This is a genomic window from Streptosporangium sp. NPDC001681, from assembly GCF_040298085.1.
Lineage (GTDB): Bacteria > Actinomycetota > Actinomycetes > Streptosporangiales > Streptosporangiaceae > Streptosporangium.
Window position 1 is genome coordinate 36,153 of record NZ_JBEOZN010000050.1, and the last position, 24,491, is coordinate 60,643.

The 24,491-nt window shown below is 70.2% G+C and carries 18 protein-coding genes; 11 read left to right on the top strand and 7 right to left on the bottom strand.

From position 1 onward, the window contains the following. Positions 1–23 precede the first annotated feature (23 nt). The 5 genes from ABT130_RS22945 to trpS all read left to right on the top strand — a co-directional run bounded on the left by ABT130_RS22945 (position 24) and on the right by trpS (position 6,094). Positions 24–950: a hypothetical protein gene (locus ABT130_RS22945; RefSeq protein ID WP_350958238.1), complete on the top strand. Its 927-nt coding sequence runs from the start codon at positions 24–26 to the stop codon at positions 948–950. Between the two features lie 144 nt (positions 951–1,094). Beyond that, positions 1,095–3,167 carry a DUF6421 family protein gene (locus ABT130_RS22950; RefSeq protein WP_350958241.1) on the top strand — a complete coding sequence of 691 codons (2,073 nt, stop codon included), beginning with the start codon at positions 1,095–1,097 and terminating at the stop codon, positions 3,165–3,167. Continuing rightward, positions 3,164–3,805, top strand: a complete 642-nt coding sequence (locus ABT130_RS22955; protein WP_350958244.1) for an SDR family NAD(P)-dependent oxidoreductase — start codon at positions 3,164–3,166, stop codon at positions 3,803–3,805. Before ABT130_RS22950 ends, ABT130_RS22955 begins: the two co-directional genes overlap by 4 nt. A 62-nt stretch (positions 3,806–3,867) precedes the next feature. After that, positions 3,868–4,929 (top strand): threonine aldolase family protein, encoded by a 1,062-nt coding sequence (locus ABT130_RS22960; protein WP_350958273.1) that lies wholly within the window; start codon positions 3,868–3,870, stop codon positions 4,927–4,929. A 199-nt stretch (positions 4,930–5,128) separates the two neighbouring features. After that, positions 5,129–6,094 (top strand): tryptophan--tRNA ligase, encoded by a 966-nt coding sequence (gene trpS / locus ABT130_RS22965; RefSeq protein WP_350958246.1) that lies wholly within the window; start codon positions 5,129–5,131, stop codon positions 6,092–6,094. A gap of 117 nt (positions 6,095–6,211) precedes the next feature. Here the strand turns inward: trpS and ABT130_RS22970 are convergent, their stop codons facing one another. Together ABT130_RS22970 and ABT130_RS22975 are read right to left on the bottom strand one after the other, a co-directional pair. Then, the gene (locus ABT130_RS22970; protein WP_030921269.1) at positions 6,212–6,511 is read right to left on the bottom strand and encodes a DUF3467 domain-containing protein; all 300 of its coding nucleotides are present in this window, start codon (positions 6,509–6,511) and stop codon (positions 6,212–6,214) included. Positions 6,512–6,585: 74 nt separating this feature from the next. Then, positions 6,586–7,224, bottom strand: coding sequence for a DUF305 domain-containing protein (locus tag ABT130_RS22975; protein ID WP_350914957.1), 639 nt, complete (start codon positions 7,222–7,224; stop codon positions 6,586–6,588). Positions 7,225–7,357: 133 nt separating this feature from the next. Between ABT130_RS22975 and ABT130_RS22980 the strand changes: the two genes are divergently transcribed. After that, complete coding sequence (locus ABT130_RS22980; protein ID WP_350914955.1) at positions 7,358–8,074, top strand: thioredoxin-like domain-containing protein; 717 nt, start codon at positions 7,358–7,360, stop codon at positions 8,072–8,074. Positions 8,075–8,086: 12 nt separating this feature from the next. Here the strand turns inward: ABT130_RS22980 and ald are convergent, their stop codons facing one another. Further along, positions 8,087–9,205, bottom strand: a complete 1,119-nt coding sequence (ald, locus tag ABT130_RS22985; RefSeq protein WP_350958249.1) for an alanine dehydrogenase — start codon at positions 9,203–9,205, stop codon at positions 8,087–8,089. 632 nt (positions 9,206–9,837) lie between these two features. Between ald and ABT130_RS22990 the strand changes: the two genes are divergently transcribed. Next, on the top strand, positions 9,838–10,926 hold the full coding sequence (locus tag ABT130_RS22990; RefSeq protein ID WP_350958252.1) for an excalibur calcium-binding domain-containing protein: 1,089 nt from the start codon (positions 9,838–9,840) through the stop codon (positions 10,924–10,926). 27 nt (positions 10,927–10,953) lie between these two features. Here ABT130_RS22990 and ABT130_RS22995 read toward each other — a convergent pair whose 3' ends face one another. The 4 genes from ABT130_RS22995 to ABT130_RS23010 all read right to left on the bottom strand — a co-directional run bounded on the left by ABT130_RS22995 (position 10,954) and on the right by ABT130_RS23010 (position 18,220). After that, a complete protein-coding gene (locus tag ABT130_RS22995) occupies positions 10,954–12,330 on the bottom strand; it encodes an NCS2 family permease (RefSeq protein WP_350958255.1) in 1,377 nt (458 codons plus the stop codon). A gap of 36 nt (positions 12,331–12,366) precedes the next feature. Beyond that, entirely contained in the window at positions 12,367–14,598 is a 2,232-nt protein-coding gene (locus ABT130_RS23000; RefSeq protein ID WP_350958258.1) for a xanthine dehydrogenase family protein molybdopterin-binding subunit, read from the bottom strand. Between the two features lie 129 nt (positions 14,599–14,727). Beyond that, entirely contained in the window at positions 14,728–17,691 is a 2,964-nt protein-coding gene (locus ABT130_RS23005) for an AfsR/SARP family transcriptional regulator (RefSeq protein ID WP_350958262.1), read from the bottom strand. A gap of 94 nt (positions 17,692–17,785) precedes the next feature. Beyond that, positions 17,786–18,220 carry a helix-turn-helix transcriptional regulator gene (locus ABT130_RS23010; protein WP_350914943.1) on the bottom strand — a complete coding sequence of 145 codons (435 nt, stop codon included), beginning with the start codon at positions 18,218–18,220 and terminating at the stop codon, positions 17,786–17,788. A 1,508-nt stretch (positions 18,221–19,728) separates the two neighbouring features. On the opposite strand from ABT130_RS23010, the gene ABT130_RS23015 reads away from it, so the two are divergent. The 4 genes from ABT130_RS23015 to ABT130_RS23030 all read left to right on the top strand — a co-directional run bounded on the left by ABT130_RS23015 (position 19,729) and on the right by ABT130_RS23030 (position 24,383). Beyond that, a complete protein-coding gene (locus ABT130_RS23015; RefSeq protein WP_350914941.1) occupies positions 19,729–21,021 on the top strand; it encodes a helix-turn-helix domain-containing protein in 1,293 nt (430 codons plus the stop codon). An 83-nt stretch (positions 21,022–21,104) separates the two neighbouring features. Next, positions 21,105–21,752 carry a copper resistance CopC family protein gene (locus ABT130_RS23020; RefSeq protein WP_350958265.1) on the top strand — a complete coding sequence of 216 codons (648 nt, stop codon included), beginning with the start codon at positions 21,105–21,107 and terminating at the stop codon, positions 21,750–21,752. Beyond that, positions 21,749–23,791: a bifunctional copper resistance protein CopD/cytochrome c oxidase assembly protein gene (locus ABT130_RS23025; RefSeq protein WP_350958268.1), complete on the top strand. Its 2,043-nt coding sequence runs from the start codon at positions 21,749–21,751 to the stop codon at positions 23,789–23,791. Before ABT130_RS23020 ends, ABT130_RS23025 begins: the two co-directional genes overlap by 4 nt. A gap of 178 nt (positions 23,792–23,969) precedes the next feature. Beyond that, complete coding sequence (locus ABT130_RS23030) at positions 23,970–24,383, top strand: sensor histidine kinase (RefSeq protein ID WP_350914935.1); 414 nt, start codon at positions 23,970–23,972, stop codon at positions 24,381–24,383. Positions 24,384–24,491: the final 108 nt, after the last annotated feature.

The window sequence follows — 24,491 nt, forward strand, 5'->3', positions numbered from 1 at the left end:
TTGCGGGAGTGGGACGCGTGGACATGAGGTTGTTGCTGGGGCTCGACGGGCCGGACCTGTCCGCGTTGGCACGGGCCGTCGTGGGCGTGTTCGGGCCGGGTTGGCCGCCCGACGCGAAGTTCTCCGTGGACTTCGCGGACGAGGTGCCCGGTGCGGACTGGTTGGAGCGCTTCGCCGCCCGCCAGGAGAAAGGGGCGGAGAGCGCCGTCGGGTGGAACGGTGCCGGGGAGCCCTTCGCGTTCAACATCGGTAACGCCATCGTGAAGGCGGGCCGCGACGGCGACTGGACCGCCGAGTCGCTGCTGGAGGTTCTGGAGGACCTGCCCTTCGCCGTCGCCTCCACCGGAGGCGTCCATCACTGGACCGGCAACGGGGGCTTCGCCGATCTCCACTACAGCCACGGGTGGGCGTGCGCGTTCAGGGGAGCGGGCCACGACCGCCTGCTGTCGCGGCGGTGGCTGGAGCACGGCCCGTGGCGGCTCCTCACCCGTGGGGACATCACGCTGGTGCAGTTCCACGATCTGGCCGCCGACTCCGAGACCGCGCGGCGGCAGGCCTGGCCGGGACACGAACTCCTCACGGCGGGGGTCGGCTACGTATCGCCCCTGCCCGGCGGAGCGCGGGACCACCCGTGGCCGAAACGCCGGAGCGGGTTGCGCGGCCTGTACGACGCCGACACGCGGACCCTGCGGATCGTCGTGCACGGCCGCGCCGTGCACGACGCCGAGATGCGCGACGCCCGCCTGGCCGTACTCGAAGACTCCGGTGACCCGCCGATCGCCGGAGTCGCGTACGTGTTCACGGAGGAGGTGGTGGCCCGCGCGCACCTGCACAGGCTCTGGCTGCACGAGTTGGAGTGCTGGACGGTCAGCCACGGCCGTGAGGTCCGCCTTGACGAGGACTACCGGCCCGCGCGCACCCCACCGCGATGGGCGGTGGCACCGACCTGACCCCGCCCCGCGCCGGGACGCCGGTTCTGCCCGCCCCGCGAGGCGCCGATCTTCCAGAAAGCCCTCTGCGTAAGAGATGTGTCAAAAATGGGATGGATTGTGTATATTTTCCGTTGCTAGCTCTTGGTTGAAGGAGGATTTATCGTGACAGCTCTGCCGCGGGTACTGTTCGATGAGGCTCACAGCGAGTCGTGGACCATCCGGCGGGACGTGGCCGAGACGATGAATCCCGGCCATCCCGACGACAGCAGCTACGCGCGCGCCGCGCAGCTGCTGCGCCGGCTGGGGCACACCGTGGACGCGCACACCGAGGGGCCGCTCACCCCGGCCCTGCTGAGCGCGCGGGACGTGCTGGTGATCGCGCACCCTGCCGACGGGCGCTGGGAGCGGACCACCGGGCTGGGCAGCCCCGTCCTGCCCGTCGAGGAGCTGGACGCGATCGAGGAGTACGTCGCGGGCGGCGGCGGGCTGGTCGTGCTGGCCGAGTACGAGCAGGAGAAGTACGGCAGCAACCTCACCGAGCTGCTCGCGCGCTTCGGCGTCGGGGTCGAGCACACCCTCGTCCACGATCCGCAGAGCGCCCACAACGGCGTGGCCGCCTGGGTCATGGGTGCCCCGCGAAAGATCGACGTCGCGGGCCAGGACCTGCTGGCCGGAGTGCGGAGCGCCTGCTTCTACCGGGCCGGGGTGCTCACCGCACCCGAGGACGCAGCGGTGCTGTTCGAGACCTCGCCCACCGCGACCCCCGCGGGCCGCCCGCTGGCGGTGGCCGTACGGCACGGCGAGGGCCGCGTGGTGGTCGTCGCCGACTCCGACCTGTTCGGCGACGACTCGATCGGCGACCACGACCACGCCGCGCTCTGGGGCAACCTCGTCACCTGGGTCGCCCGCGTCCCCGCCCCGGTCGAGGCCAGGCGGTCCGAGGCCCGCGCCGCCTTCGAGGACCTGAAGCGGGCGATCGAGAAGCTGCGGCCGATGCAGGCCAAGGACGGCTCGGTCGAAGGGGACCGCGCCAGGGCCGTCGAACTGGTCGCCGAGATCGTCGAGTGCGTCGAGCGGCTCGCGCCGCGCTTCCCGCACGACGCCGGCTACCTGGCCGCCGTGGTCGCCGACCTGCGCAAGTGGGCGGACCAGGGCCTGGGCGTGCCCGACTTCCTCGACTCGCTCGACGCCTTCCACCCCGACACCCAGCGGGTGGACGGCCTGGAGCACCTCGTGCTCTTCCCGATGTACACCCAGAACGGCACCACCTCCCGGCACATCGAGGCCGTGTGGATCCGGACGATCTGGCCGGAGTGGCTGGCCGAGCTGGAGCGGACCCGCTACGACAACCCGATGTTCGTGCCGATCGCCTTCGAGGACTTCACCTCCGGCTACGACACCAACTCCGCGGTGCTCTTCCCCGAGACCGTCGCGGTCCGCCAGACCCCGGCCCGCTTCACCTGGGGCGGCATCTTCGCCGACCGCGAGGCCGCCAGGTTCCGCGCGGTGAGCGGGGCGGCGGCGGACACGCTCAAGCTGGCGCTGCCGCCGGACGCGGCCAGGCTGATCGCCTCGCAGGAGCTGGCCCAGGACACCTTCGTGCTCTGGGACCTGATCCACGACCGCACGCACAGCCACGGCGACCTGCCGTTCGACCCGTTCATGATCAAGCAGCGGATGCCGTACTGGCTGTACTCCCTGGAGGAGCTCCGCTGCGACCTGACCGCGTTCGGCGAGGCGGTGAAGCTGGAGAAGGAGGGTGTGCCGCACGCCCGCTACGTCCAGCTCGCGGTGCTCTTCGACCGGCTGTTCCGCTTCCCGATCACCGGTGACCGCGTCCGCAACTACGACGGCCTGGGCGGGCAGCTGCTCTTCGCGTACCTGCACCGCAACGACATCGTCAGGTGGACCGACAACCGGCTGAGCGTCGACTGGGACCGGCTCGCCGGGGGCGTGGCCGACCTGCGGGGCGAGGTCGAGAAGCTCTACCGGGACGGCATCGACCGCTCCAAGCTGGCCCACTGGCTGGCCGCCCACCAGCTGGTCGCCACCTACGTCGAGCCGCACCCCGCCTCGGTCTGGGCCCGGGGGGTGGAGGCCCTCCCCGTTGAGGGGTTCCCCAAGGCCGTGGTCGACGCGGTGTTGCCCGACGAGTTCCCGCTGAGCATGTTCTACGAGGCCCTGCGTCGTAAGCTCACCGATGTCATCGACTCCACGAAGGGCATCCGAGCATGATCATCCTTGTCACCGGCGCGGCCGGTCCCGCCGGTCAGGCCGTCGTCCGCAGGTTCACCGGCCAGGGGCACACGGTGATCGGCGTCGACAGGAGCGGTGCCGACGGAACCCTGGCGGTCGACCTGCTCGATTTTGACGCGGTGCGGGGTCTCGCGCGGGATGTGGCGGCCGAGCACGGCCACCTGGACGGGATCGTGCACCTGGTCGGCGGCTGGCGCGGGTCCAAGACCTTCGCCGAGACGTCGCTGGATGACTGGGCGCTCCTGCACGACCTGCTGATCCGCACCCTGCAGCACGTCACGCTGGCCTTCGAACCGCTGCTCAAGGCCGGCGAGCGCGGCCGGTTCGCCATCGTCTCGGCCAAGACGGCCGAGCACCCGAGGCAGGGCGACGCGGTGTACGGCACGGCCAAGGCCGCCGCCGAGGCGTGGACCCTGGCCTTCGCCGACGCGCTGAAGGACACCGCCTCCACCGCGAACATCCTGGTGGTCAAGGCGCTCGTGCACGACGGCATGCGCGCGGCCGCCCCGGAGCGGAGGTTCCCCGGCTTCACGGACGTCGACGACCTCGCCGAGGCGATCGACAGGCTCTGGGAGACCGACGCCAACGGCACCCGGATCGACCTCACCGAGGGGTGACCCGTACGGCGGCCACGAAGAAGTACGACGGCGCCCAGGCGCCGAGCAAGGGGAAACAGCACGTGACGGACGCCATCCGCAGGCATGACCCGCTGGTGAAGGGCTTCGCCAGCGACAACTACGCCGGGGTACACCCGGAGATCCTCCAGGCGATCGTGCTCGCCAACGGGGGACACCAGACCGCGTACGGCGACGACGTCTACACCGAGGCGCTGCAGGAGATCTTCAAGAGGCACTTCGGCCCCGCGGCCGAGGCCTGGCCGATGTTCAACGGCACCGGTGCCAACGTGGTCGCGCTCCGCTCGATGACCGCCCACTGGGAGGCGGTGGTCTGCGCGGAGTCGGCGCACATCCACACCGACGAGGGCGGCGCCCCCGAGCGGTCGGCGGGGCTCAAGCTGCTGCCGGTCGCCACCCCCGACGGCAAGCTCACGCCCGAGCTGATCGACAGGCAGGCGTGGGGCTTCGGCGACGAGCACCGGGCCCAGCCCAGGGTCGTGTCGATCACGCAGACCACCGAGCTGGGCACGCTCTACACGCCGGAGGAGATCAGGGCGATCTGCGACCACGCCCATGATCTCGGCATGGTCGTCCACCTCGACGGCGCCCGCGCCACCAACGCCGCCGCCGCGCTGGACGTGCCGCTGCGCGCGTTCACCACCGACGCGGGCGTGGACGTGCTCTCCTTCGGCGGTACCAAGGCCGGCCTGATGTTCGGCGAGGCGGTCGTGGTGCTCAACCCCGACGCCGTCCGCGGCCTGCGCTACCTGCGCAAGAGCGCCATGCAGCTCACCTCCAAGATGCGGTTCGTCTCGGTGCAGTTCGAGGCGCTGCTCGCGGGCGATCTGTGGCTGCGCAACGCCCGCAACGCCAACGCCATGGCCCGTCGGCTCGCCGAGGCGGTGCGGGAGGTGCCCGGCGTGGAGATCCCGCGTCCGGTGCAGGCCAACGCGGTCTTCGCGATCCTGCCCAGGGACGTGACCGAGCGTCTGCAGAAGCGGTTCCGGTTCTACACCTGGAACGAGGCCACCGGCGAGGTCCGCTGGATGACCGCGTTCGACACCACCGAGGCCGACGTGGACGCGTTCGCCGCCGCGGTGGCGCAGGAGATGGGCACCGCCTGATCATGATGGGCAAGGAGTAAGGGGAGCGCTTATACTCGCGGGTATGAGCAAGCACAGTCTGGGTCTGTGGCGGGCCGCTGAGAGGCGGATCCGCTAGCCAGTCCCGACTGCGCACAGAAACGGCCGCCGTTCACCGGCGGTCGTTCTTGTTTTCCCGTACGGCCGGTGCGCGACGGTCCCCCTTCCACGAGGAGTGACCATGACAAAGCGCGTCTTCACCGCTTTCAAACCGACCGGCCACCTCACGCTGGGCAACCTGCTTGGCGCGATCATGCCCGCGGTACGGCTCCAGGACGAGGCCGACTGCGTCTACGCCGTCGCGGACCTGCACGCTCTGACGATCAAGCACGACCCGGAGCAGCTCCGCGCCCGCACCCGCGAGGCGGCGACCCTGCTGCTCGCCTGTGGCCTTGACCGCTCTCTCGTCTACATCCAGTCCCAGGTGCCCGCGCACACCGAACTGGCCTACCTGCTGGAGAGCACCGCCCACTTCGGCGAGATGCGGCGGATGATCCAGTTCAGGGAGAAGTCGGCCGGGCAGGAGGAGGTCCGGCTCTCGCTGCTCACCTACCCCGCGCTGATGGCCGCCGACATCCTGCTGCACCGGGTGGACGTCGTGCCCGTGGGAGAGGACCAGCGCCAGCACGTGGAGCTGACCAGGGACCTGGCCCTGCGGTTCAACCGCCTGTACGGCGAGGTCTTCACGGTGCCCGAGGCGGTGCAGCCGCGGGTCGCCGCCAGGGTCATGGACCTGAGCGATCCCACCTCGAAAATGGGCAAGTCGGATGGCTCGGCCGCGGGAACCGTCTATCTGCTCGACCAGCCCGACGACATCCGGCGCAAGGTCATGCGGGCGGTGACCGACTCCGGCACCGAGGTCCGCCACGATCCGGTGGGCAAGCCCGGCATCTCCAACCTGCTCGCCCTGCTCGCCGCCTGCTCGGACCGGCCGATCGAGTCGTTGTCGTACGGGTCGTACGGCGCGCTCAAGCGGGATGTGGCCGAGGCGGTGGTGGAGAGGCTGCGGCCCGTCCAGGAGCGCTACACCGAGCTTTCGGCGGACCAGGCCGAGCTGTCGCGGCTCCTGTCGGGCGGGGCGGCGCTGGCCACCCGGCGCACCGCCGGCCTGCTGGCCGCGGCCCGGCAGGCCATCGGCCTGCCATGAAGGCGGCCTGAAGCCGGGTCTCGCCCGCCGGGTTCGGCCGCGTCCCGGGTCCCGGCGGGTGGGACTCCCCGGGCACGGGGCGCGGTGGACCGGATCCGCCACCCCGGCGGGCCGGGCTCAGTTCTTCTGGCCCGTCTCGTGCTCGTACGCGGTCAGCTGCTGTTCGAGGGCCTTCATCAGCTCGAAGACCTGGCTCGGGGGGATGCGGATCCGGCTGACGATCCGGGTCGGCACGCTCACGAAGTGATGCCCCGAGGAGGGGTCGTTGGCCAGTTGGGGTGGCCTGGTGATCACCGCGAAGTCCAGGACGAACCCATCCTGGGTGTGCCACACGGAGGCGAAATTGGCGTACTGCCCCATTTCTACCTCGGCGGAGATGCTCACCTCCAGGCGGTTCTCCGGCTCGTCGTTCACCATTCTCTTTCCTCCGGCCAGGTTGACTCCATGCTGCCCTGGCCGGAGACCGGCCACACAGGGACGCGCCGACGCTATTAAAGGATGGAAGGCAGCCGCTGGGCGCCGCGCTGCCGCAACATGTCGGTCATCAACTCGATCTCGCCTGTCTGGCCGTCGACGATGTGCTGCGCCATGGTGGCCACCTCGTCGCGGTCGGACAGTTTCAGCAGCCCCCGGCCCATCTGCACGCCGCCCTCGTGATGGCGGATCATGAGCTGCAGGAAGAGGATCTCCTGGTCCTTGCCTGTGGCCTCACGGAGCTTTTTGAGCTCGTCGTCGGTGGCCATACCGGGCATCGCGGCGGAGGCGCCCGGCGTTACAGAGTGGCCGCCGTGACCGGCCATCCACGCCATGACCGGTCGCTCCGTCGACTGGTTCAACCCCCACTGCTGCAGCCAGCCCGTGAAGATGCCGCGCTGGGCCGTCTGGGTGACGATGATGTCGTAGGCCAGCCGCCGGAGCGCCTCGTCCTCGCTCCCGTCTCTGGCGATGAAGGACATCTCGACGGCCTGGGCATGGTGGACGGCCATGTCGCGGGCGAATCCCGCCTCTGCCGAGGCGTCGGTCGGGGATGCCGTCCTGCCTATGACGAACAGCAGCGTGACCGCCACGGCCAGGACACCGAGCAGGCCGCCGAGCAGGACGCCGCGCCTGGACTTTGCACTGTTTTTCACCGGAGTTTCCATTGCCTGCCCAGCGTACCCACTGCCGCGAATCATCGCTGTATCACGTGTTATGAGCCCTTTATTCTCCACATACGCCGGTAGGGCATAGGGTGACCGGAGTTGTTTGCTGGCTGGAGGGTTGATGACCAAGGAAAAGGCGCAGGCGAGGCGAGAGCACCTTGCCCGGATGCGTGCGGAGCAGCAGCGCAAGGAGCGCAGAACGGCCTTCCTGATGTGGGGGGCCGGAGGCCTCGTCGTCGTTCTGCTCGTCGGGCTCGTCGCCTTCTACATGGTCAACGAGCGGGCCGCGACCTCGCTGGACAACGTCATCAGCGCGAAGTACGTCGGCAGCCAGCACACCCAGACCAAGGTGACGTACAAGGAGAGCCCTCCGCTCGGCGGTGAGCACAACCCGGCCTGGCAGAACTGCGGTATCTACGACCAGCCGATCAACAACGAGAACGCCGTCCACTCCATTGAGCACGGCGCCGTGTGGATCACCTACCGGCCCGACCTGCCCAAGGCCGAGCTGGACACGCTGAAGGAGCTGGCGTCCAAGGACTACATGCTGCTGAGCCCGTACCCGGGGCTGCCCGCCAAGGTCGTGGCCAGCTCCTGGAACAAGCAGCTCAAGCTGGACAGCGCGGATGACCCGCGGCTGCCCAAGTTCATCACCAAGTACAAGAACGGCCCGGACACCCCCGAACTCGGTGCCGCCTGCAGTGGCGGCGTGGGCAGCACCACCGCCGAGGCGCCCATCCCGGCGAGCGCGCCGTCCACGGATCCCAGCCAGAGCGCTCCGGCCAGCGACGCTCCGGCCACCGACGCCCCGGTTCCCAGCGCCACCCCGGCGCCCTGACCAGGTCCTGATCTAGGCCCGCAACGCCCACTCCAGGGGCACCGCCTCCAGCCCGTGAGCCTCGGCCACGGGCCGGTTGGTCAGGTGCCCCTCGTGCGTGTTCAGGCCCCGTGCCAGCGCGGGGTCGCCCAGCAGGGCCTCCCGCCAGCCCAGGTCGGCGATCGCGAGGGCGTAGGGGACCGTCACGTTGGTCAGGGCGTACGTCGAGGTGTGCGGGACCGCGCCCGGCATGTTGGCCACGCAGTAGAACACCGAGTCGTGCACCCGGTACGTCGGATCGTCGTGGGTGGTGGGCCGTGAGTCCTCGAAGCAGCCGCCCTGGTCGATGGAGATGTCCACCAGGACCGAACCGGGCCTCATCCGCGAGACCAGGTCGTTGTCGACCAGCTTGGGGGTTCTCGCGCCGGCGACCAGCACCGCGCCGATGACCAGGTCCGCGTCCAGCACCGCCCGTTCGATCTCGTAGGCGGTGGAGGCGACGGTCCTGCAGTGGCCCCTGTAGATCATGTCCGCCTGGCGGAGCCTGTCGATGTCACGGTCCAGCAGCAGCACCTCCGCCTGCATGCCCAGCGCGATCACCGCGGCGTTCATACCGGAGACCCCGGCACCGATCACGACCACGCTGGCCGCGTGCACGCCGGACACCCCACCCATCAGCACGCCTCGCCCGCCGCCCTGGCGCATCAGGTGATAGGCGCCCACCTGCGGGGCGAGCCGTCCGGCCACCTCCGACATGGGGGCCAGCAGGGGCAGCGAGCCGTCCGCGTTCTGCACCGTCTCGTAGGCGATGCCGGTGATCCCCGATTCGAGCATGGCCCGGGTGCAGGCCGGCGACGCGGCCAGGTGCAGGTAGGTGAAGAGCACCTGACCCTTGCGCATCCGGTGGTACTCCTCGGCGACGGGCTCCTTGACCTTCAGGACCAGGTCGCCCTCGGCCCACACGTCGTCCGCGGAGTCCAGGATGGTCGCGCCCACGCGTCGGAAGTCGGCGTCGGGAATGGCGGACCCCACCCCGGCGTCCTTCTCGACGAGGACCTCGTGGCCGTGCCGGATGAGCTCATGGGCTCCGGCGGGAGTCAGGGCCACACGGTACTCGCGATTCTTGACTTCGCTGGGAACAGAGACCTTCACGGCTCCTCCAGGGTGGGCACGTGTCCTCTTTCTTCACGTTGCGTTCCCCGAAAGTGAGTAATCACGCGCAAGGTGACAGGAAAGGGGCGGCGCCGGTGGCGTACCGTCAGCGGTTCGTCGACGCCCGGCCTGTCGGCGTCCATCCTGACTTGCGGGGTTACCGGCTTCCCGCGCTGATCGATAGGCTCGCCGCGAACAGATGCGAGGAATACGGGGATATGACGATGGGGATGCACGCGGGGCAGGGTGGGCCGCCCGTACCGCAGGGACCTCCAGCAGGGTCTGACGAGCCCGCCGGCGCGTCATGGGGACCCTCATCCTCCTACGACGCCTTCACGCCGCCGGAGCGCCGTGACGCTTTCACCCCGCCCGAGCGCCGTGATGCCTTCACGCCGCCCGAGCGTCCCGGTGCCCCAACCGGACGCCACGCCCGTGGCCCCTGGGAACCGGGCGCTGAGCCCCCCGGCGAACCGGGGCCCGGCGGTCCTGATTCCGGTGGTTCCGGCCCCGCTGGTCCGAGGCCCGGCGATCCCGGCTCCGAAGGTCCGGGTCCCGGTGGTTCGGACCCCGGTGACCCGAGGTTCGCCGGCCCGGGTTTCGGCGACCGCGGACCGGATGGCCCAGGTCAGGGCGTGCCAGGTCAGGGTGTGCCGGGGCCGGGTGGTCAGGGGCTGGGTGGCCCCGGAGCGGGCGGTCCTGGAGTGGGCGGTCCGGAGGCCGGTGGCAGGCAGGCCGGAGGTCCGCCGAACGGGGCGCCGGGGATGCCCAGGGCGAGCCGGATCACGACCGCGATCCTGTTGACCACCCTGGTCGTCGTCGTGCTGATCACTGGCGTGCTCGGCACCATCGCGGTGCTCATGACCCGCAACCCCGACATGCCGCTCGGCGCCAAGCCGCCCAGCCGGCTGGCGGTTCCCATCCACTTCGCCCCGGTGACCGAGGCGAAGGCCGGAGCCTGCACGCTTCCGGAGACCTACCCCGACGACCTCGGGCAGAACTGCTACTCGGTCGCCGCCGGGGTCACCGTGAACGCCGTGCGGAAGATCGAGGCGATCAAGGAGAAGAACGGCACCTACTCGGTCAGGATCGCGTTCGCGCCCACCTTCCGCGAGCAGATCACCGACCTGACCGAGGAGGTGGTCAAGGAGGACGACCCGGTCAGGCAGCAGATCGCGATCGTCGTGGGGGAGAAGGTGGTGGCGGCCCCCCGGGTCGCCCAGGCGATCACCGCCGACAGCCTGAGCATCGCCGGCTCCTTCACCAAGGAGCAGGCGGACGCGATGGTCGTCCGGCTGCTTGGCTCAAGCGGCAGCGGCACGGGGGCGACCGCCGACCCCCGGCCGGACGACACGTCGGTCTTCACCCCGCCGGCCGATCCGGCCACGGACCCGCAGCCCAACCAGCCGGTGAGCCCGTCGAACAACGGCGTCCCGGACACGACCAACCCGGCGGGGACGGACCCGGCCGCGACCAATCCGCCAGGGACGGACCCGGCCGCGACGACCCCGCCGGGAACGGACGCTGCCGCCACCAACCCCGTCACCCGGAACACCGCTCCGGCCACGTCGGGCGACGGAGACCTCGACCCCAAATACCGCACCTGCAAGGAGGCGAACGACAACGGCTACGGCCCGTATCACAAGGGGATTCACAAGGAGTACGACTGGTACATCGACGGGAACAAGAACGGGATCGCCTGCGAGCTGAACGACAGGTCCTGAGAGCGGCCCCGTGCGATCCGGGCCGGCTCAGAAGAACAGCGTTCCGATGCCGTCGACGCCGAAGTAGATCGCGAAGATCAGGCTGACCGCCCAGAGCAGCCACGGGATCCTCCGGGCCCGGCCGAGGGCCGCCTGGATGACGGTGTAGGAGATCACGCCCGCGCCCACCCCGTTGGTGATGCTGTAGGTGAACGGCATCAGCACGATCGTCAGGAACGCCGGGATCGCGATGCCCAGGTCCTCCCAGGGCACCTTCCTGATCTGGGTCATCATCAGCGCGCCCACCAGGACCAGCGCGGGCGCCGCCGCGGCGGCGGGGACGACGGTGGCGACCGGGGTGAAGAGCAGGGTCAGCGAGAACAGGGCACCGGTGACGACGGACGCCAGGCCGGTCCTGGCCCCCTCACCGACCCCGGCCGCCGACTCCACGAACACCGTGTTCGCCGAGGAACTCGCGAGCCCCCCGATCGCCGCGGACACGCCGTCCACGGTGAGGATCGCTCCCAGCCGGGGCACCCGGCCCTGCTCGTCCACCAGGCCCGCCTCGTCGCTCACCCCGATGATGGTGCCCATCGCGTCGAAGAACCCCGACAGTACGAGCGTGAACAGCACGATGGTGGCGGTCAGCGCACCGGCGCGGGCGAATCCGCCGAACAGGTCCACCTGGCCGACCAGCCCGAAGTCGGGCGCCCCGACCACCGCTTCCGGCATCCGGGGGATCACCACACCCCAGAGCTCCGGCGGGACCGTGGTGAACGTGTCGACCACGACGGCGAGCACGGCGGTGATCACGATGCCGATCAGGATGGCGCCCCGGGTCTTGCGCACGAAAAGGGCGATCATCACCAGCAGCCCCAGGCAGAACAGCGCCACCGGCCAGCCCGTCAGGCGCCCGGTGGTGCCGAGCTGGACCGGCGACCCCGTACCCCTGCCGACGAAACCCGCGTCCACCAGACCGATCAGCGCGATGAACATGCCGATACCCACGCTGATCGCGTGTTTCAGCGCCAGCGGGATGGAGTTCATGATGAGCTGCCGCAGCCCGGACACGGCCAGCAGCACGATCACCAGCCCCTGCAGCACGACCAGCCCCATCGCCTGAGCCCACGTCATGTGCGGCGCGGCCTGGTAGGCGACCACCGCGTTCAGCCCGAGCCCGGTCGCGACCCCGAGCGGTGCGTTGCCGATCACTCCCATGAGCAGCGTGCTCACCGCCGCCGCGAGGATCGTCGACGTGGTCAGCTGCTGGGTCGACAGCCTGGCCCCCGTGACGTCCGTCGCCCCGCTCAGGATGATCGGGTTCAGCAGGATGATGTACGCCATCGCCATGAAGGTGGTTATCCCGCCCCGGAGCTCGCGGCCGACCGTCGTCCCCCTGGCCGAAAGCTCGAAGAAGCGATCCATGGTCTCCCCTCCGGACGTGGAGGGGATGGGCGGTTCCTACCCGTTCAAGGCGATGTCATGGGGGCGAATGGGCACCCGGGGCAGCGGCAGGCCGGTCGCGGCCCGTACGGCGGCGGCCACCGCGGGGGTGGACGAGAGGGTGGGCGGCTCGCCCGCGCCGCGCAGGCCGTAGGGGGCGTGCGGGTCCGGGTTCTCCAGGATCGACACCCGCATCGGCGGCATGTCGAGGATGGTGGGGATCAGGTAGTCGGTGAACGAGGGGTTTCGCACCACCCCGTCCTGGACCTGGATCTCCTCCATGAGCGCCAACCCCAGCCCCTGGGCCGAACCGCCGTGGATCTGGCCCTCCAGCGCGAGCGGGTTCATGATCCGGCCCACGTCCTGGACCGCGGCCAGCTCCACCACCTTGACCAGGCCGAGCTCCACGTCCACGTCCACGACCGCGCGGTGCACGCACAGCGCGAGCTGGGTGTGGGAGTCGCCCTGCCCGGTGAGGGGGTCCAGCGGGAAGGTGGGCCGGTGCCGGTACTCCCTGGTCTCCTCCACGGCCCCGGCCAGTTCCAGAGCCTGCACCAGCGACGATCCGTCGGCCCGCAGCTTGTCCAGCCGCTCCCGCACGGCCTGGCAGGCCGCCCTGACCGCGCCGCCGGTGACGTAGGACTGGCGGGACGCCGACGAGGACCCGGCCGACCCGACGGAGGTGTCCGCCCGCGCGACCGTCACCGTGTCGATCCCCAGCTCGGTCCTGGCGATCTGCTCCTGGACCATCAGCAGACCCTGTCCCACCTCGGCCGCCGCCGTGTGCACCAGGACGTGCGGCTCCCCGCCGATCAGCTCCACCCGCACCCGGGCGGTCGAGTGGTCGTCGAAGCCCTCGGAGAAGCAGATGTTCTTGATGCCCACGCCGTAGCCGACCCCGCGCCGCACGCCCTCGCCGTGGGTGGTCTGTGAGATGCCGCCCGGCATGTTCAGCAGGTCCGTCCCGCCCGCGTCGTCCGAGGGGGTGGGGGCGGTGGGCAGCGGCATCGCGGCGAGTTCCGCGAGCATCTCGGCCAGCGGCGCGGGCGAGTCGATCACCTGCCCGGTGGCCAGCCTCGACCCCTGGGAGACCGCGTTGCGGATTCTGACCTCGACGGGGGAGATCCCGCACGCCTCGGCCAGCCTGTCCATCTGCGACTCGTAGGCGTAGCAGGCCTGCACCGCGCCGAAACCGCGCATCGCCCCGCAGGGCGGGTTGTTGGTGTAGACGCCGTAGGCGTCGATCCACACGTTGTCCACCTCGTAGGGGCCGACCCCCAGCGAGGCCGCGTTGCCGACCACGGCCGGGGAGGTGGAGCAGTAGGCGCCGCCGTCCAGCAGGATCTCCGCCCTGACGTACAGCAGCCTGCCCTCGCGGGTGGCGCCGTGCTCGTAGCGCATCCGGGCCGGGTGCCGGTGGACGTGGCCGTAGAAGGACTCCTCGCGGTTGTAGACGATCTTCACGGGGCGGCCCGTGCGCAGGGCCAGCATGCACGCGTGGACCTGCATGGACAGATCCTCACGGGCGCCGAACGCGCCGCCCACCCCGGCCAGCGAGAGCCGCACCTTCTCCTCGGGCAGTCCCAGGCACGGCGCGATCTGGCCCCGGTCGGCGTGCAGCCACTGCGTGGCGACGTACAGGTCCACCCCGCCGTCCTCGGCGGGTACGGCCAGCCCGGACTCCGGGCCGAGGAAGGCCTGGTCCTGCATGCCGACCTCGTACTCGCCGGTGACCACCACCGGGGCCTCGAACGTGGAGCCGACCCGGATCGGCTGGTGGCGCAGCACGTTGCCGCGCTCGTGGACCGCGGGACAGGAGGTGTCGAAGGCGGCCCGGCGCGGGTCGGTGACGGCCTCGCGGACCTCGTACTCCACGATGACGGCCTCGGCCGCCCTCCTGGCGCGCTCGGGGTGGTCGGCGGCGATCAGCGCGACCGGCTCACCCTGGTAGCGGACCTGGTCGATGGCGAGCACCGGCTGGTCCCGGTGGTCCAGCCCGTAGAACCTCTCGCCGGGCACGTCCTCGTGGGTGAGCACCGCGTAGACGCCGGGCATGGCCAGCGCGGGGCCGACGTCGATCGAGCGGATCCACGCCGACGGGTGCGGGCTGCGCAGGGTGACCCCCCAGATCATGTCCGCCAGATACAGGTCGGAGGAGTAGGCGAACTCGCCCGTGACCTTCAGCGTCCCGTCGGGACGCAGGACACTCTCGCCGATGCCCAGGCTCTGCCGCGTTTTGATGCCGCTCACTCTGGTAGTACATCAGCCGGGCACGGGGCCGGACATGGCAGACCCGGGGGAACGCGGGAGGCGGTCGTTAGCGACTCTTACGTTGCGCCCGGCCGGGTGCGCGTGATCGGCCCGTTGGGCTCGCGGCCCTTAGAGAGCCATCATCCGGCCCGGGGCGGTGGACGGTTTCTCGCGGGTGGCCCCGATGGCCGCCCGCTCCGCCGACGCCTCCTTCTCCACCTCGTCGTTCCCCGTCGCCCTGGCGGACGCGACGGAACGGCCCAGGTAGGTCACGGCCTGCTCCACCTCGCCGAGGAGCCGCAGGGAGCGGGCCAGGCCGAGCAGCAGGTACGGTTCGGCGACGACCACCTGCGCGGCGCGCGCGCAGTCGAGGCCGGCCTCGAAGGAGGCCCTGGCCGCCGCGGCGTCCCCCAGGTCGAGGTGAACGCCGCCGAGCCTCTCGTGCACGGCCGTCTCCTGATACAGGTTGCCGTCCCTGCGGCACTTGAACAGGGCCTCGTCCAGCATGGCCAGTGCCTGCTCGAACCGGCGCAGGCCGTGGTACCCCGAACCGATCATGGTGAGCGCGTAGTGCTCGCCCGACCTGTACCCGATCGCGTCCGCGACCTCCCGCTGCTTCTCGGCGCAGTCGATGCACTTCTCGTAGCAGCCGAGTGCGAGGTAGTTCATGGCGAGGTTGCCCAGCGCCTTCTGCTCACCATGTCGCTCGGAGAGCCGACGGCACAGGATCAGGTGCTGCCGGAAGTGGCGCAGGGCCTCTTCGAGACGGCCGACCATGTTCAGTGCGAGGCCCACGAGGCTGTGCGCCCCCGCCTCAAGCCGGCGATCCTCCAGCCGCTGCCCGGCCGCGAGGGTCCGCCGGCTGATGGTGAGGAGACGAGCGGGAAGGCCGGCGTGGTGGAGGTGCCAGAAGAGCGCGAAGACCAGGGCGACGCCGAGACGCGAGGTCCGCTCCCGGGGAGCGGACATCGCCTGGAAGGCGGCGGACAGGAGATTGGCCTGTTCCCGGTTCAGCCACTCGTGGGCCTCCTGGTACGAGCCGAGCGGGAGAGGATCGGCGCCGAGATCGACGTCCGCCGACTCCGCGCGAGGGTAGCGGGCCAGCTGCACGGCCAGCCGGGTGGTCCCGACATAGAAGCTCAGCGCCCGGTCCAGCATGGCGTCGCGATCCGTCTCCGTCTCCTCGCGTGCCACCTGCTCGCCGGCGAACAGCCGGATCAGGTCGTGCGGCCGGTACCTTCCGGGCTCGTCCTCCTCCAGCAGGTGCGCGTCGACCAGCCGTTCCATCGCGCGCTCCGCGGTGTCCGCGGGGACATCCAGCAGGGCGCCGACGACAGGTGCCGTCACGTCGGCCGTCTGCAGCACGCCGAGCGCGCGCAGCGCGCGGGCGGCCGTCCGGTCAAGGCGATGGTCGCTGCCGGCGAGCATGTCGTGACTGACCGCGAGGCTGGATCGGACCGCGAGATCGCCCGCCGCCAGCTCCCGCAGCCGCCCCCGCTCGTCCTCCAGCCGGCTCACCAGATCGACAACGCCCCAGCGCGGCCGGTTCGCCAGCCGGGCTCCCGCGATGCCGACGGCCAGTGGCAGGCCTCCGCAGAGGTCGATCAGGCGCGCCGTCGCCTGAACGTCCTCGGCGACCCGCTCCTTCCCGATCAGTCTGGCGAGCATCGTGGAGGACTCGGCGCGCCGCATCCTGGAGATCGGTATACGGGCACAGTCGTCGAGCAGGGTGAAGCTCTCCCGGCTGGTCGTCAGGATCGTGTTGCCCATCGGCACCGACAGCAGCGGGCGGATCTGGGCCTCATCGGCGGCGTCGTCCAGCACGACGAGGGTCTCGCGGCCGTCGAGTTCGCCGCGCCACAGGGCGGCGGCCTCATCGAGGTCGGCGGGAATGTCACGCTGGGGCACGCCAAGATCGCGCAGGAACCTGCTGATCACCTCGATCGGTTCCAGCCGCCTCATGCCCGGCGTCGCCCCGCGCAGGTTCACGTACAGCTGCCCGTCGGGGAAACGGTCGCGGACCAGGTGCGCGGCCCGGAGCGCCAGGGTCGACTTGCCGGATCCGGGTGCCCCGGTGATCGCGACGACGTGCCGGGGCGGGCGGCCGTCCCAGGGAGAGAGCAGCGTTCTCAGCCGCACGAGCTCCTCCGCGCGCCCGACGAAGTCGGTGGGGTCGCGCGGCAACTGGTGAGCCACCTTTCCCCGGGCGGCGGCGCGGTGCCGCGAATGCGAGGGCTCCCGGAGCGGGGGAACCCGCTCCGGGAGCGTGGGGAGCGTCGCCGAGGGCAGATCGAGCAGGGGGTCGGCGCGTAAGATCAGCTCATGGCACCTGCGGAGACTCTCGTGCGGCTGGATGCCGAACTCCTCGGCCAGCAGGTGCCGGATCTCCTGATAGACCTTCAGCGCCTCCACCTGCCGGCCGCAGCGGTAAAGCGCGACCATGTGCAGCTCGCGGAGCCTTTCGCGCAGCGGGTGCTCGCGGATCAGGGGGGCCAGCCGGGCCGCGGCCTCCTGGGGGCGCCGGAGCAGGAGCAGCAGGTCCGCGTGCAGCTCCAGCGAGGTCAGGCGTAGCTCGTTCAACCTGTGCCGCTCGAACTCGGCGAACGGACCGGGAATCCCACCCAGGCACGTGCCCCGCCACAGTTCCGAGGCCCTGTTCAGGGAGTGCAGGGCGGTCTCGTACGAGTCCTTCGCGTGCGACCTCCTGGCCAGGTCAAGGCAGCGCTCGAAGACCAGGGCGTCCACCTGCTCCGGCGCGAGCCGCAGCGAGTATCCGCCGGGGACGGAGACCAGCGGCCTCGAAGGTCTCTGCGGATCCCGGTCCGGGTCCAGTGCCCGTCTCAGCCTGGACACGTACGTGTAGACGCTCTGTTCCGCCGTCTTCGGCGGCCTCTCTCCCCATACTCCGTCGATCAGCCGGTCCCTGGTGACCGGCTGTCCCGCGTTGATCGCCAGGATGCAGAGGACGGCCTGCTGCCTGGGCTCTCCCAGGTCGAGCTCGAGTGAACCTCTCCGGCCGGTCACCGGTCCCAGAACGTCGACGCCGAGTCCCTCCGCGGCGCCGGTGGTGGTAATGGCTTCCGTTTCGTCCACCAGGCCTCCACACGCGGTTGGGCATGACACAGCGAAGTCGAGGAGAACGACCTTATCTGACAAGTTCGCGGCGCGGAGTCCCCCGCTGATCGCCTTAGACGATCCCCGCCTTGGCGATACGGACTCCCGCCTGGAATCTGCTCTGCGCTCCGACCCGCTCCATCGCGGTGGCCATGTGGCGGCGTACGGTGCGGGAGGTCAGGCCGAGATGGCGGGCGATCACCTCGTCCGTCAGGCCCTCCGCGGACATCCTTAGAACGGTCCTTTCCTGGTCCGTCAGCGAGGACAGCGGCTCCCGCTCGCGGCGGCGTGGTGCGGCCTGTGACCAGACGCGCTCGAACAGCTCTCCCAGCAACGTGACCAGTGCGGGGGTGCGCACCACCGCCATCCGGGAGGTGTGGCCGGTCATGGCGACGAGGCCGTCGATCATCAGGAATCTCTCGGAGATCAGCGGATCGACCCTCAGCTCCACCGACTCGGGGAAACCGGCCGCTCCGGACGATGAGCCGACGACGACCCTCGTCCGCACGCCGGGTGGAATGACAGCCGAATTGAAGATGCGGGAAAACGCGACGCCGCTTCTGGGATTGGGCAGGAGAACGGCCACGCTACGCCTCGCGGACGAGCAGAGAGTGTTGATATCGGACCGGATCTGGTCTCTCCCTCCGGCCGAGGGAGAGGTCAGGAAAGAATGGGTCATGTGCCCCTCGCGAACTGCGCTTGACCGAACACCCGCGTGTTCCTCACGGCAGGTGACGCCGCTCTCGGATCGGACTCCGATGAATTTCCGAGGTGATTCGCGATGCGGAAGGGGAGGCACGTGGCACGTGTGCTGGATCCACCGTCGTACGCGCGTGAGGGAGAGTCGTCCATCGATCTCCCTCCGTCCTGTCGTTCCGGTCCGCGATGACGAGAGAGCCGCCAGGAAAGGGATTCTCGGCCCGGAGGCCCGGAGCAACAGAATCCCGGCCGGTGGTCCTCGCCGGATCTTTCTGGAATTCCCGCCATCCGACTGTCGCAGGTGGTCCTAGAGATCATCTAGAGACGCCCGGGGACGGGCCGCGTGGGGCCGAGCAGGAGGCCGGGATCCGAGGGGGGACGAGGCGAGGACGGGCACGGGGGCGGACCGTCCCGCGACCTCTCCCCGGGAAGGCCGCGCTCGCGGCTTCATCCGGTGGTGCTTTTCCCTGCCTGAAGTGGACAGGCCGCTCCGCCATCGGGGAAGTCGGCTGACCGGTTTAGGACATTGACTTGATAGCGGATTAGTTCAATGTATTTCTAGAGTAATGGCTGGTTTAAAAGCGGGGTGTCGAGAGACGCGGCCGGTGACACGGGGGGCGGCGACATGGGTTCCGTGAGTCGACAAGCCCGCGGACCGGTCGGCGGCACGGGGAGGCGGCTCGAATTCCGCGAGCCGACCGGCCCGCGGGCCGGTCGGCGATGAAAGGCGGGCGGAAAGGCATGGCCGATGAGAGGGGGCGGGTGGGCGCCGCTGCCCCCCTCGGTCCGAGCCGTGACCTGCAATAAAATCTATACGGATGTAATGGGATCTATATGTAGGTGTTGCCTGCGGCCGGGATCCTCCGTGAAGGGTGATGGTCTTCCACGGAAGGGGTCCGTACCCCGGCTCCGCCGCTACCCGCGGGTCCCGTCTCATGGCGCGCGCACGCCGGAGGCCTGCACGCTCACACCGGTGCGGGCCGCACCGGTTCCGCCAGGTGGAGTGGCTCGCCGGTGGGAGGCTCTCCACGAGGGCGGGAGGGGTTCTTTCCGTTCCCTGTCTTCACGGCGGGCTGAGCCGTCGCTCAGTCCGGGTAGCCCCAGCCCAGGTAGGCCTGGGCGGCGCTCGTCTGCAAAGAATACTTACCGGTGTCCTTCGGGGGGGCAGACGAATCAGCACTCGCGGTCGTAGCATTGCCAGTGACGGCAAAAGCAGCCGTAAATAGCATGGCGAGGGCAGACAAGGCAAGACGTCGGCGCACGGGGAGACTCCTGTCGTAGGTTCTGCTGCTCAAATGATATCTTTCAAGGGGTAACGTGACTGGTCAAGACTTGGTGGGGCAGCGCATCAAAACCGTCCGCCGGCAACGTGGTTTTTCCCAGGCGCAGCTCGCCCATCCAGAACTGTCGGACAGTTACGTATCTCTCATCGAGAGTGGCAAGCGTACTCCGACCCCCGCGGTGCTGGAGCTGCTGGCCGAAAAACTCGACTGTTCCCTTACGTATCTGATCAATGGTGTCACGGCCGAGCAGATGCAGGAGATCGAGCTCGCGCTCAGCTACGCGCAGCTGGCCATGGACAACGGCGAGGTCGTCGAGGCTCGCACCCGTTACGCCGAACTCCTCGCCGACAGCGGGCTGGCGGGCCTGCCCCAGATGCGGCAGGACGCCGAGTACGGCCTGGCCCTCTCGACCGAGGCCTGCGGCGACCTGGAGCAGGCGATCGTCCTGCTCAACGGGCTGCGCGAGAGTGACGAGGCGACTCTGAGCCCCGAGCGTCACGTCGCGGTCGCGGTCGCGCTCTCGCGTTGTTACCGGGAGAGCGGGGACCTGGCCCGGGCGGTGCACGTCCCCGAGGAGATCCTCACCGGCGCGGTCCGGCCGGCCTGGACGGACGGCCTGATGCGGTTGGGCGGCCAGCTGCTCGCGGCCTACATCGAGCGCGGTGACCTGCTCCGGGCACGTCACTTCTCCGCCGAGATGATCGCCGCCGCCGAGCTCCTCGCCAGCCCGCAGGCGCTCACCCTGGCGCACTGGGGCGCCGCGATCGTCGCCGTCGAGAGCGGCCACGCCGACGAGGCGGTCACGCAGGCCGAGCGTGCCCTGGCCATCCAGTCCGAGTACGGCGACGCCCGAAGGCTGGCCCGGCTGCGCGGCGACTACGCCCAGGTACTGCTGATCGTGCGGCCCATGGAGGCCGAGGCCTGGCGTGATGTGCTGTTGAAGGTGGAGAAGGAACTGGCGGAGAGCTCTGCCAGCTCGATAGACAAGATGCGCTGCGCGATGAACCTGGTCCGGGCGGAGCTGCTGCTCGCCCAGCCCGAACGGGCCGAGGAGCGGATGCGCTTCGTCTGCGATCTGCTCGACGGCATGCCGAAGGTCATGCAGGCGGAGGCCCGCCTGCTGCACGGTGAGACCCTCGCGGAGCTGGGCCTGCAGGAGCAGGCCTCGCAGGAGCTGCTCGCCGGGACGGAGTGCCTGGAGCAGGCGCCGGAGACCCGCTTCACCGCCCATGCCTGGCTGACCGCGGCCCGGGTCCTGGAACGTATCGACGAGCCGGACCGGAGCGTCGACGCCTACCGGCGGGCGCTGGCCGGCGTCGGGCTGTAGGGCGGGGCAGAGAACCCGCGCCGAAGCTAGATCGGACAGGGGGGTCGAGACCGCGCGGTCACCTGGGTAGCCTTGTGGTTGCCATGAAGACTTCCCCTGTCGCGGTCGCCCTCGCGCTTCTCGTCGCCCTCGTGCTCGGCACGGCCTTCGCCTCGCCGGCCCTCGCCCATGACCGGCTCAAGAGCAGCGACCCCGCCAAGGGCGCCAAGGTCGAGAGCCTGGAGGAGGTGAAGCTGACGTTCACCGCCTCGGTGCGCTTCCCGAACGTCGTCGTACGTTCCGGGGACGAGAACCACCAGGACGGCAAACCCGTCGTCGACGGCACGGTGGTGACCCAGAAGGTCAAGGAAGATCTCCCTCCGGGTGACTATGTCATCGCCTATCGCGTCGTCTCCTCCGACGGCCATCCGATTGAGGGTGAGATTCCCTTCACCCTGCTCGGCTCCGCCTCCCCGTCGGAATCGGCGTCGGAATCGGCGTCGGAATCGGCGTCGGAATCGGCGTCGCCGTCCGCCGCCGCCGAGTCCCCGGTGGCGGCCGAAAGCCCGGTCACCGCGGAGACCCCGGCCGAGAACGCGCCGTCCGCCGCGCTCAGCCCGGCCGCCGCGGTCGGCGCCGAGGAGCCCGGCTCCTCGCAGGGCGTGCCCGGCTGGATGTGGATCATCGTCGGAGGCGTGACCGGAGTCGGCATCGGCATGTTCCTCAGCATGCGCAACAAGAAGCGGCCATGAGCGGGCCCGCGCGGGCCGCGCAGACGGCACAGAGCGAGACGGCGGGGAACAGTCGGGCCGTGCGGCTCGCCCTGGCGGCCGCGGTGGCGGCCGCCGCCGCCCTGGTGATCGCCATGATCGCCGGAGGCGCCGCGACCCCGCGCATCATTCCCGGCCTGCCCGACCAGGGGGCCTTCACCCGCTGGGGGCTGCCGCTGGCGAAGCTGGCGATGGACGCGGCGGGCGTGCTCACCGTCGGTGTACTCCTGGCCGCCACGATCCTGCTCCCCAACGACAAGGGCCTGCTGGGCAAACCCGCGCTCGGCTACGTCAAGGCCGCCTCCTGGATCGCCCTCGTCTGGGCCGGGGCCGCCGCCGCCACGATGGTGTTCAGCCTCTCCGAGGCGCTCGGGCTGCCGGTGGCCGACGTGCTCGGCGGCAACGAGCTCACCAGCTTCGCCAGCCAGGTCTCCCAGGGCATCGCGCTGACCCTGGTCGTGCTCTTCTCGGTCGCGATCGCGCTCTTCGCCCGAGGGGCGATCACCGCAGGCGCGGCCGGCGGCCTGCTCATCCTCGCGCTGGTCACCCTGCTCCCGCCCGCGCTGACCGGCCACTCCGCCTCCTCGCCCAACCATGACCTGGCCACCACCGGTGTCGCGCTCCACCTCGTCGTCCTCGCGCTCTGGGTGGGCGGCCTCGGGGTGCTCTGCGCGCACGCGCTGCGCCGGCAGCCGTACCTGGAGATCGCCGCCGCCCGCTTCTCGACCCTGGCGCTGTGGTGCTTCGTCGGAGTGGGGCTGTCCGGCCTGTTCAGCGTCCTGGCCAGGCTCACCTCGGTCTCCGAGCTCTTCACCTCCGCCTACGGCCTGCTGCTGCTGGCCAAGACCGTCGCGTTCGCGCTGCTCGGCGCCGTCGGCTGGTGGCACCGCAAGCGGACCCTGCCGTCGCTCGCCGCGGGTGGCCCCGGCACCTTCGTCCGCTTCGCCACCGGTGAGATCGTCGTCATGTTCGCGGCCATCGGGCTGGCCGTCGCGCTCTCCCGCACCGCGCCGCCCCCGGCGGTGCTGCCCGTCGACAGGGCCTTCGAGGTGCTCGGCTACACCATGCCGCCGGAGATCTCGCTGGCCAACCTGGCCTCGTTGTGGTGGTTCGACCTGTTCTCCGGTACGGTCATCGCGCTGCTGGCCGGCCTCTACCTCGCCGGTGTCGTACGGCTCACCCGGCGTGGCGACTCCTGGTCCAAGGGGCGTACGGCCGCCTGGTTCACCGGTGTGCTGATCCTGCTGGTCGCCACCCAGAGCGGCGTCGCCCGCTACGCCAAGGTGCTGTTCAGCGTGCACATGGCCGAGCACATGACGCTGTCGATGATGGTGCCGATCTTCCTGGTGCTCGGCGCGCCCGTCACCCTGGCCCTGCGTGCTCTCAAGCCCGCCGCCCGCAGGGGCGACCGAGGGCCCCGCGAGTGGCTGACCACAATCCTGCACAGTAGGTTCGTCCGCTTCGTCACCCACCCGGCGATCGCTACCGCGATCTTCATCGTCTCCACCTACGCGCTGTACTTCACGCCGCTGTTCGCCGCCGCGATGGAGGAGCACCTCGGTCACATCGTGATGACCGTGCACTTCCTGATCAGCGGCTCCCTGTTCTTCTGGGTGATCATCGGTATCGACCCGGCTCCCTACCAGCTGCCACACGTGGCCCGGCTCCTCCTGCTGTTCGTGACCATGCCGTTCCACGCCTTCTTCGGCATCGCGCTGATGAGCATGACCACCGTGCTGGCCTCCGACTGGTACGACCAGCTGGGCAGGACGTGGGGCGCCTCCGCGGTCGAAGACCAGCAGACCGGCGGGGCCATCGCCTGGGGGTTCGGCGAGATCCCGACGCTCGTCGTGCTCCTCGCGCTGGCCTTCCAGTGGTGGCGCGCCGACGACCGCAAAGCCCGCCGGGCCGACCGCCGGGCCGACGCCGCCGCGGCTCGGACCGGCGGTAGCGGCGACGCCCAGCTCGATGCCTACAATGAATACCTGGCCAAACTCAATAAGCGCGACGGCGTGAAATAGCCGGACGGCCACGGCCTGCTATCTTCCAGCCCTCTCCCGGACGCCTCCCGGTAGCCTGGTGTTTCAGGGGGCTCGTGCTCACCGCAGCGGGCGCAGCGCTTCGTCATCGCGCGCCACGCCCAGTCACATATTCGGTCGGGGGGCCGGTGGCTGCAACGTGCATCAGGAAGGTTGAGCAGTGTCCGAGGAACTGCGCGTACGTGAGGGCCGGAGTCGTAGCCTGGCCCAGGCCCTTGAGGGGCATCTCACCGAATGGTCCGAGCGCACCGGGACCACCGTCGAGATCTGGGCGCTGCCCGCCGGCGACGTTCCGGCCGGGATCACCAGGGCCGTGATGGCCACGCTCGAGGAGGCGCTCGCCAACGTCGAGCGGCACAGCGGCGCGCGGGTCGTGGCCGTCGCCGTCACCCTCGGACCCAGTGGCCTGCGCATGACGGTCAGTGACGACGGCGTCGGCTTCTTCGGCCCGGCCGAGGGCCGGGGCATCACCGCGATGCACGCCCACTTCGACCAGGTCGGCGGCACGCTCAGCGTCAACGGTGTTCCCGGCGCGGGAACCACGGTCACCGGAGTGGTGCCCCGCCAGGACTAGCCGGCGCGAAAACGGGCGCGGCGCCGGGCGAGCGCCAGGGTCTGTCCCGCGGATCTTGCCGTGGCGAGGGTCGGTCAGGTGGTGTCTCGTAAGGCGGAGGAGGGAGCC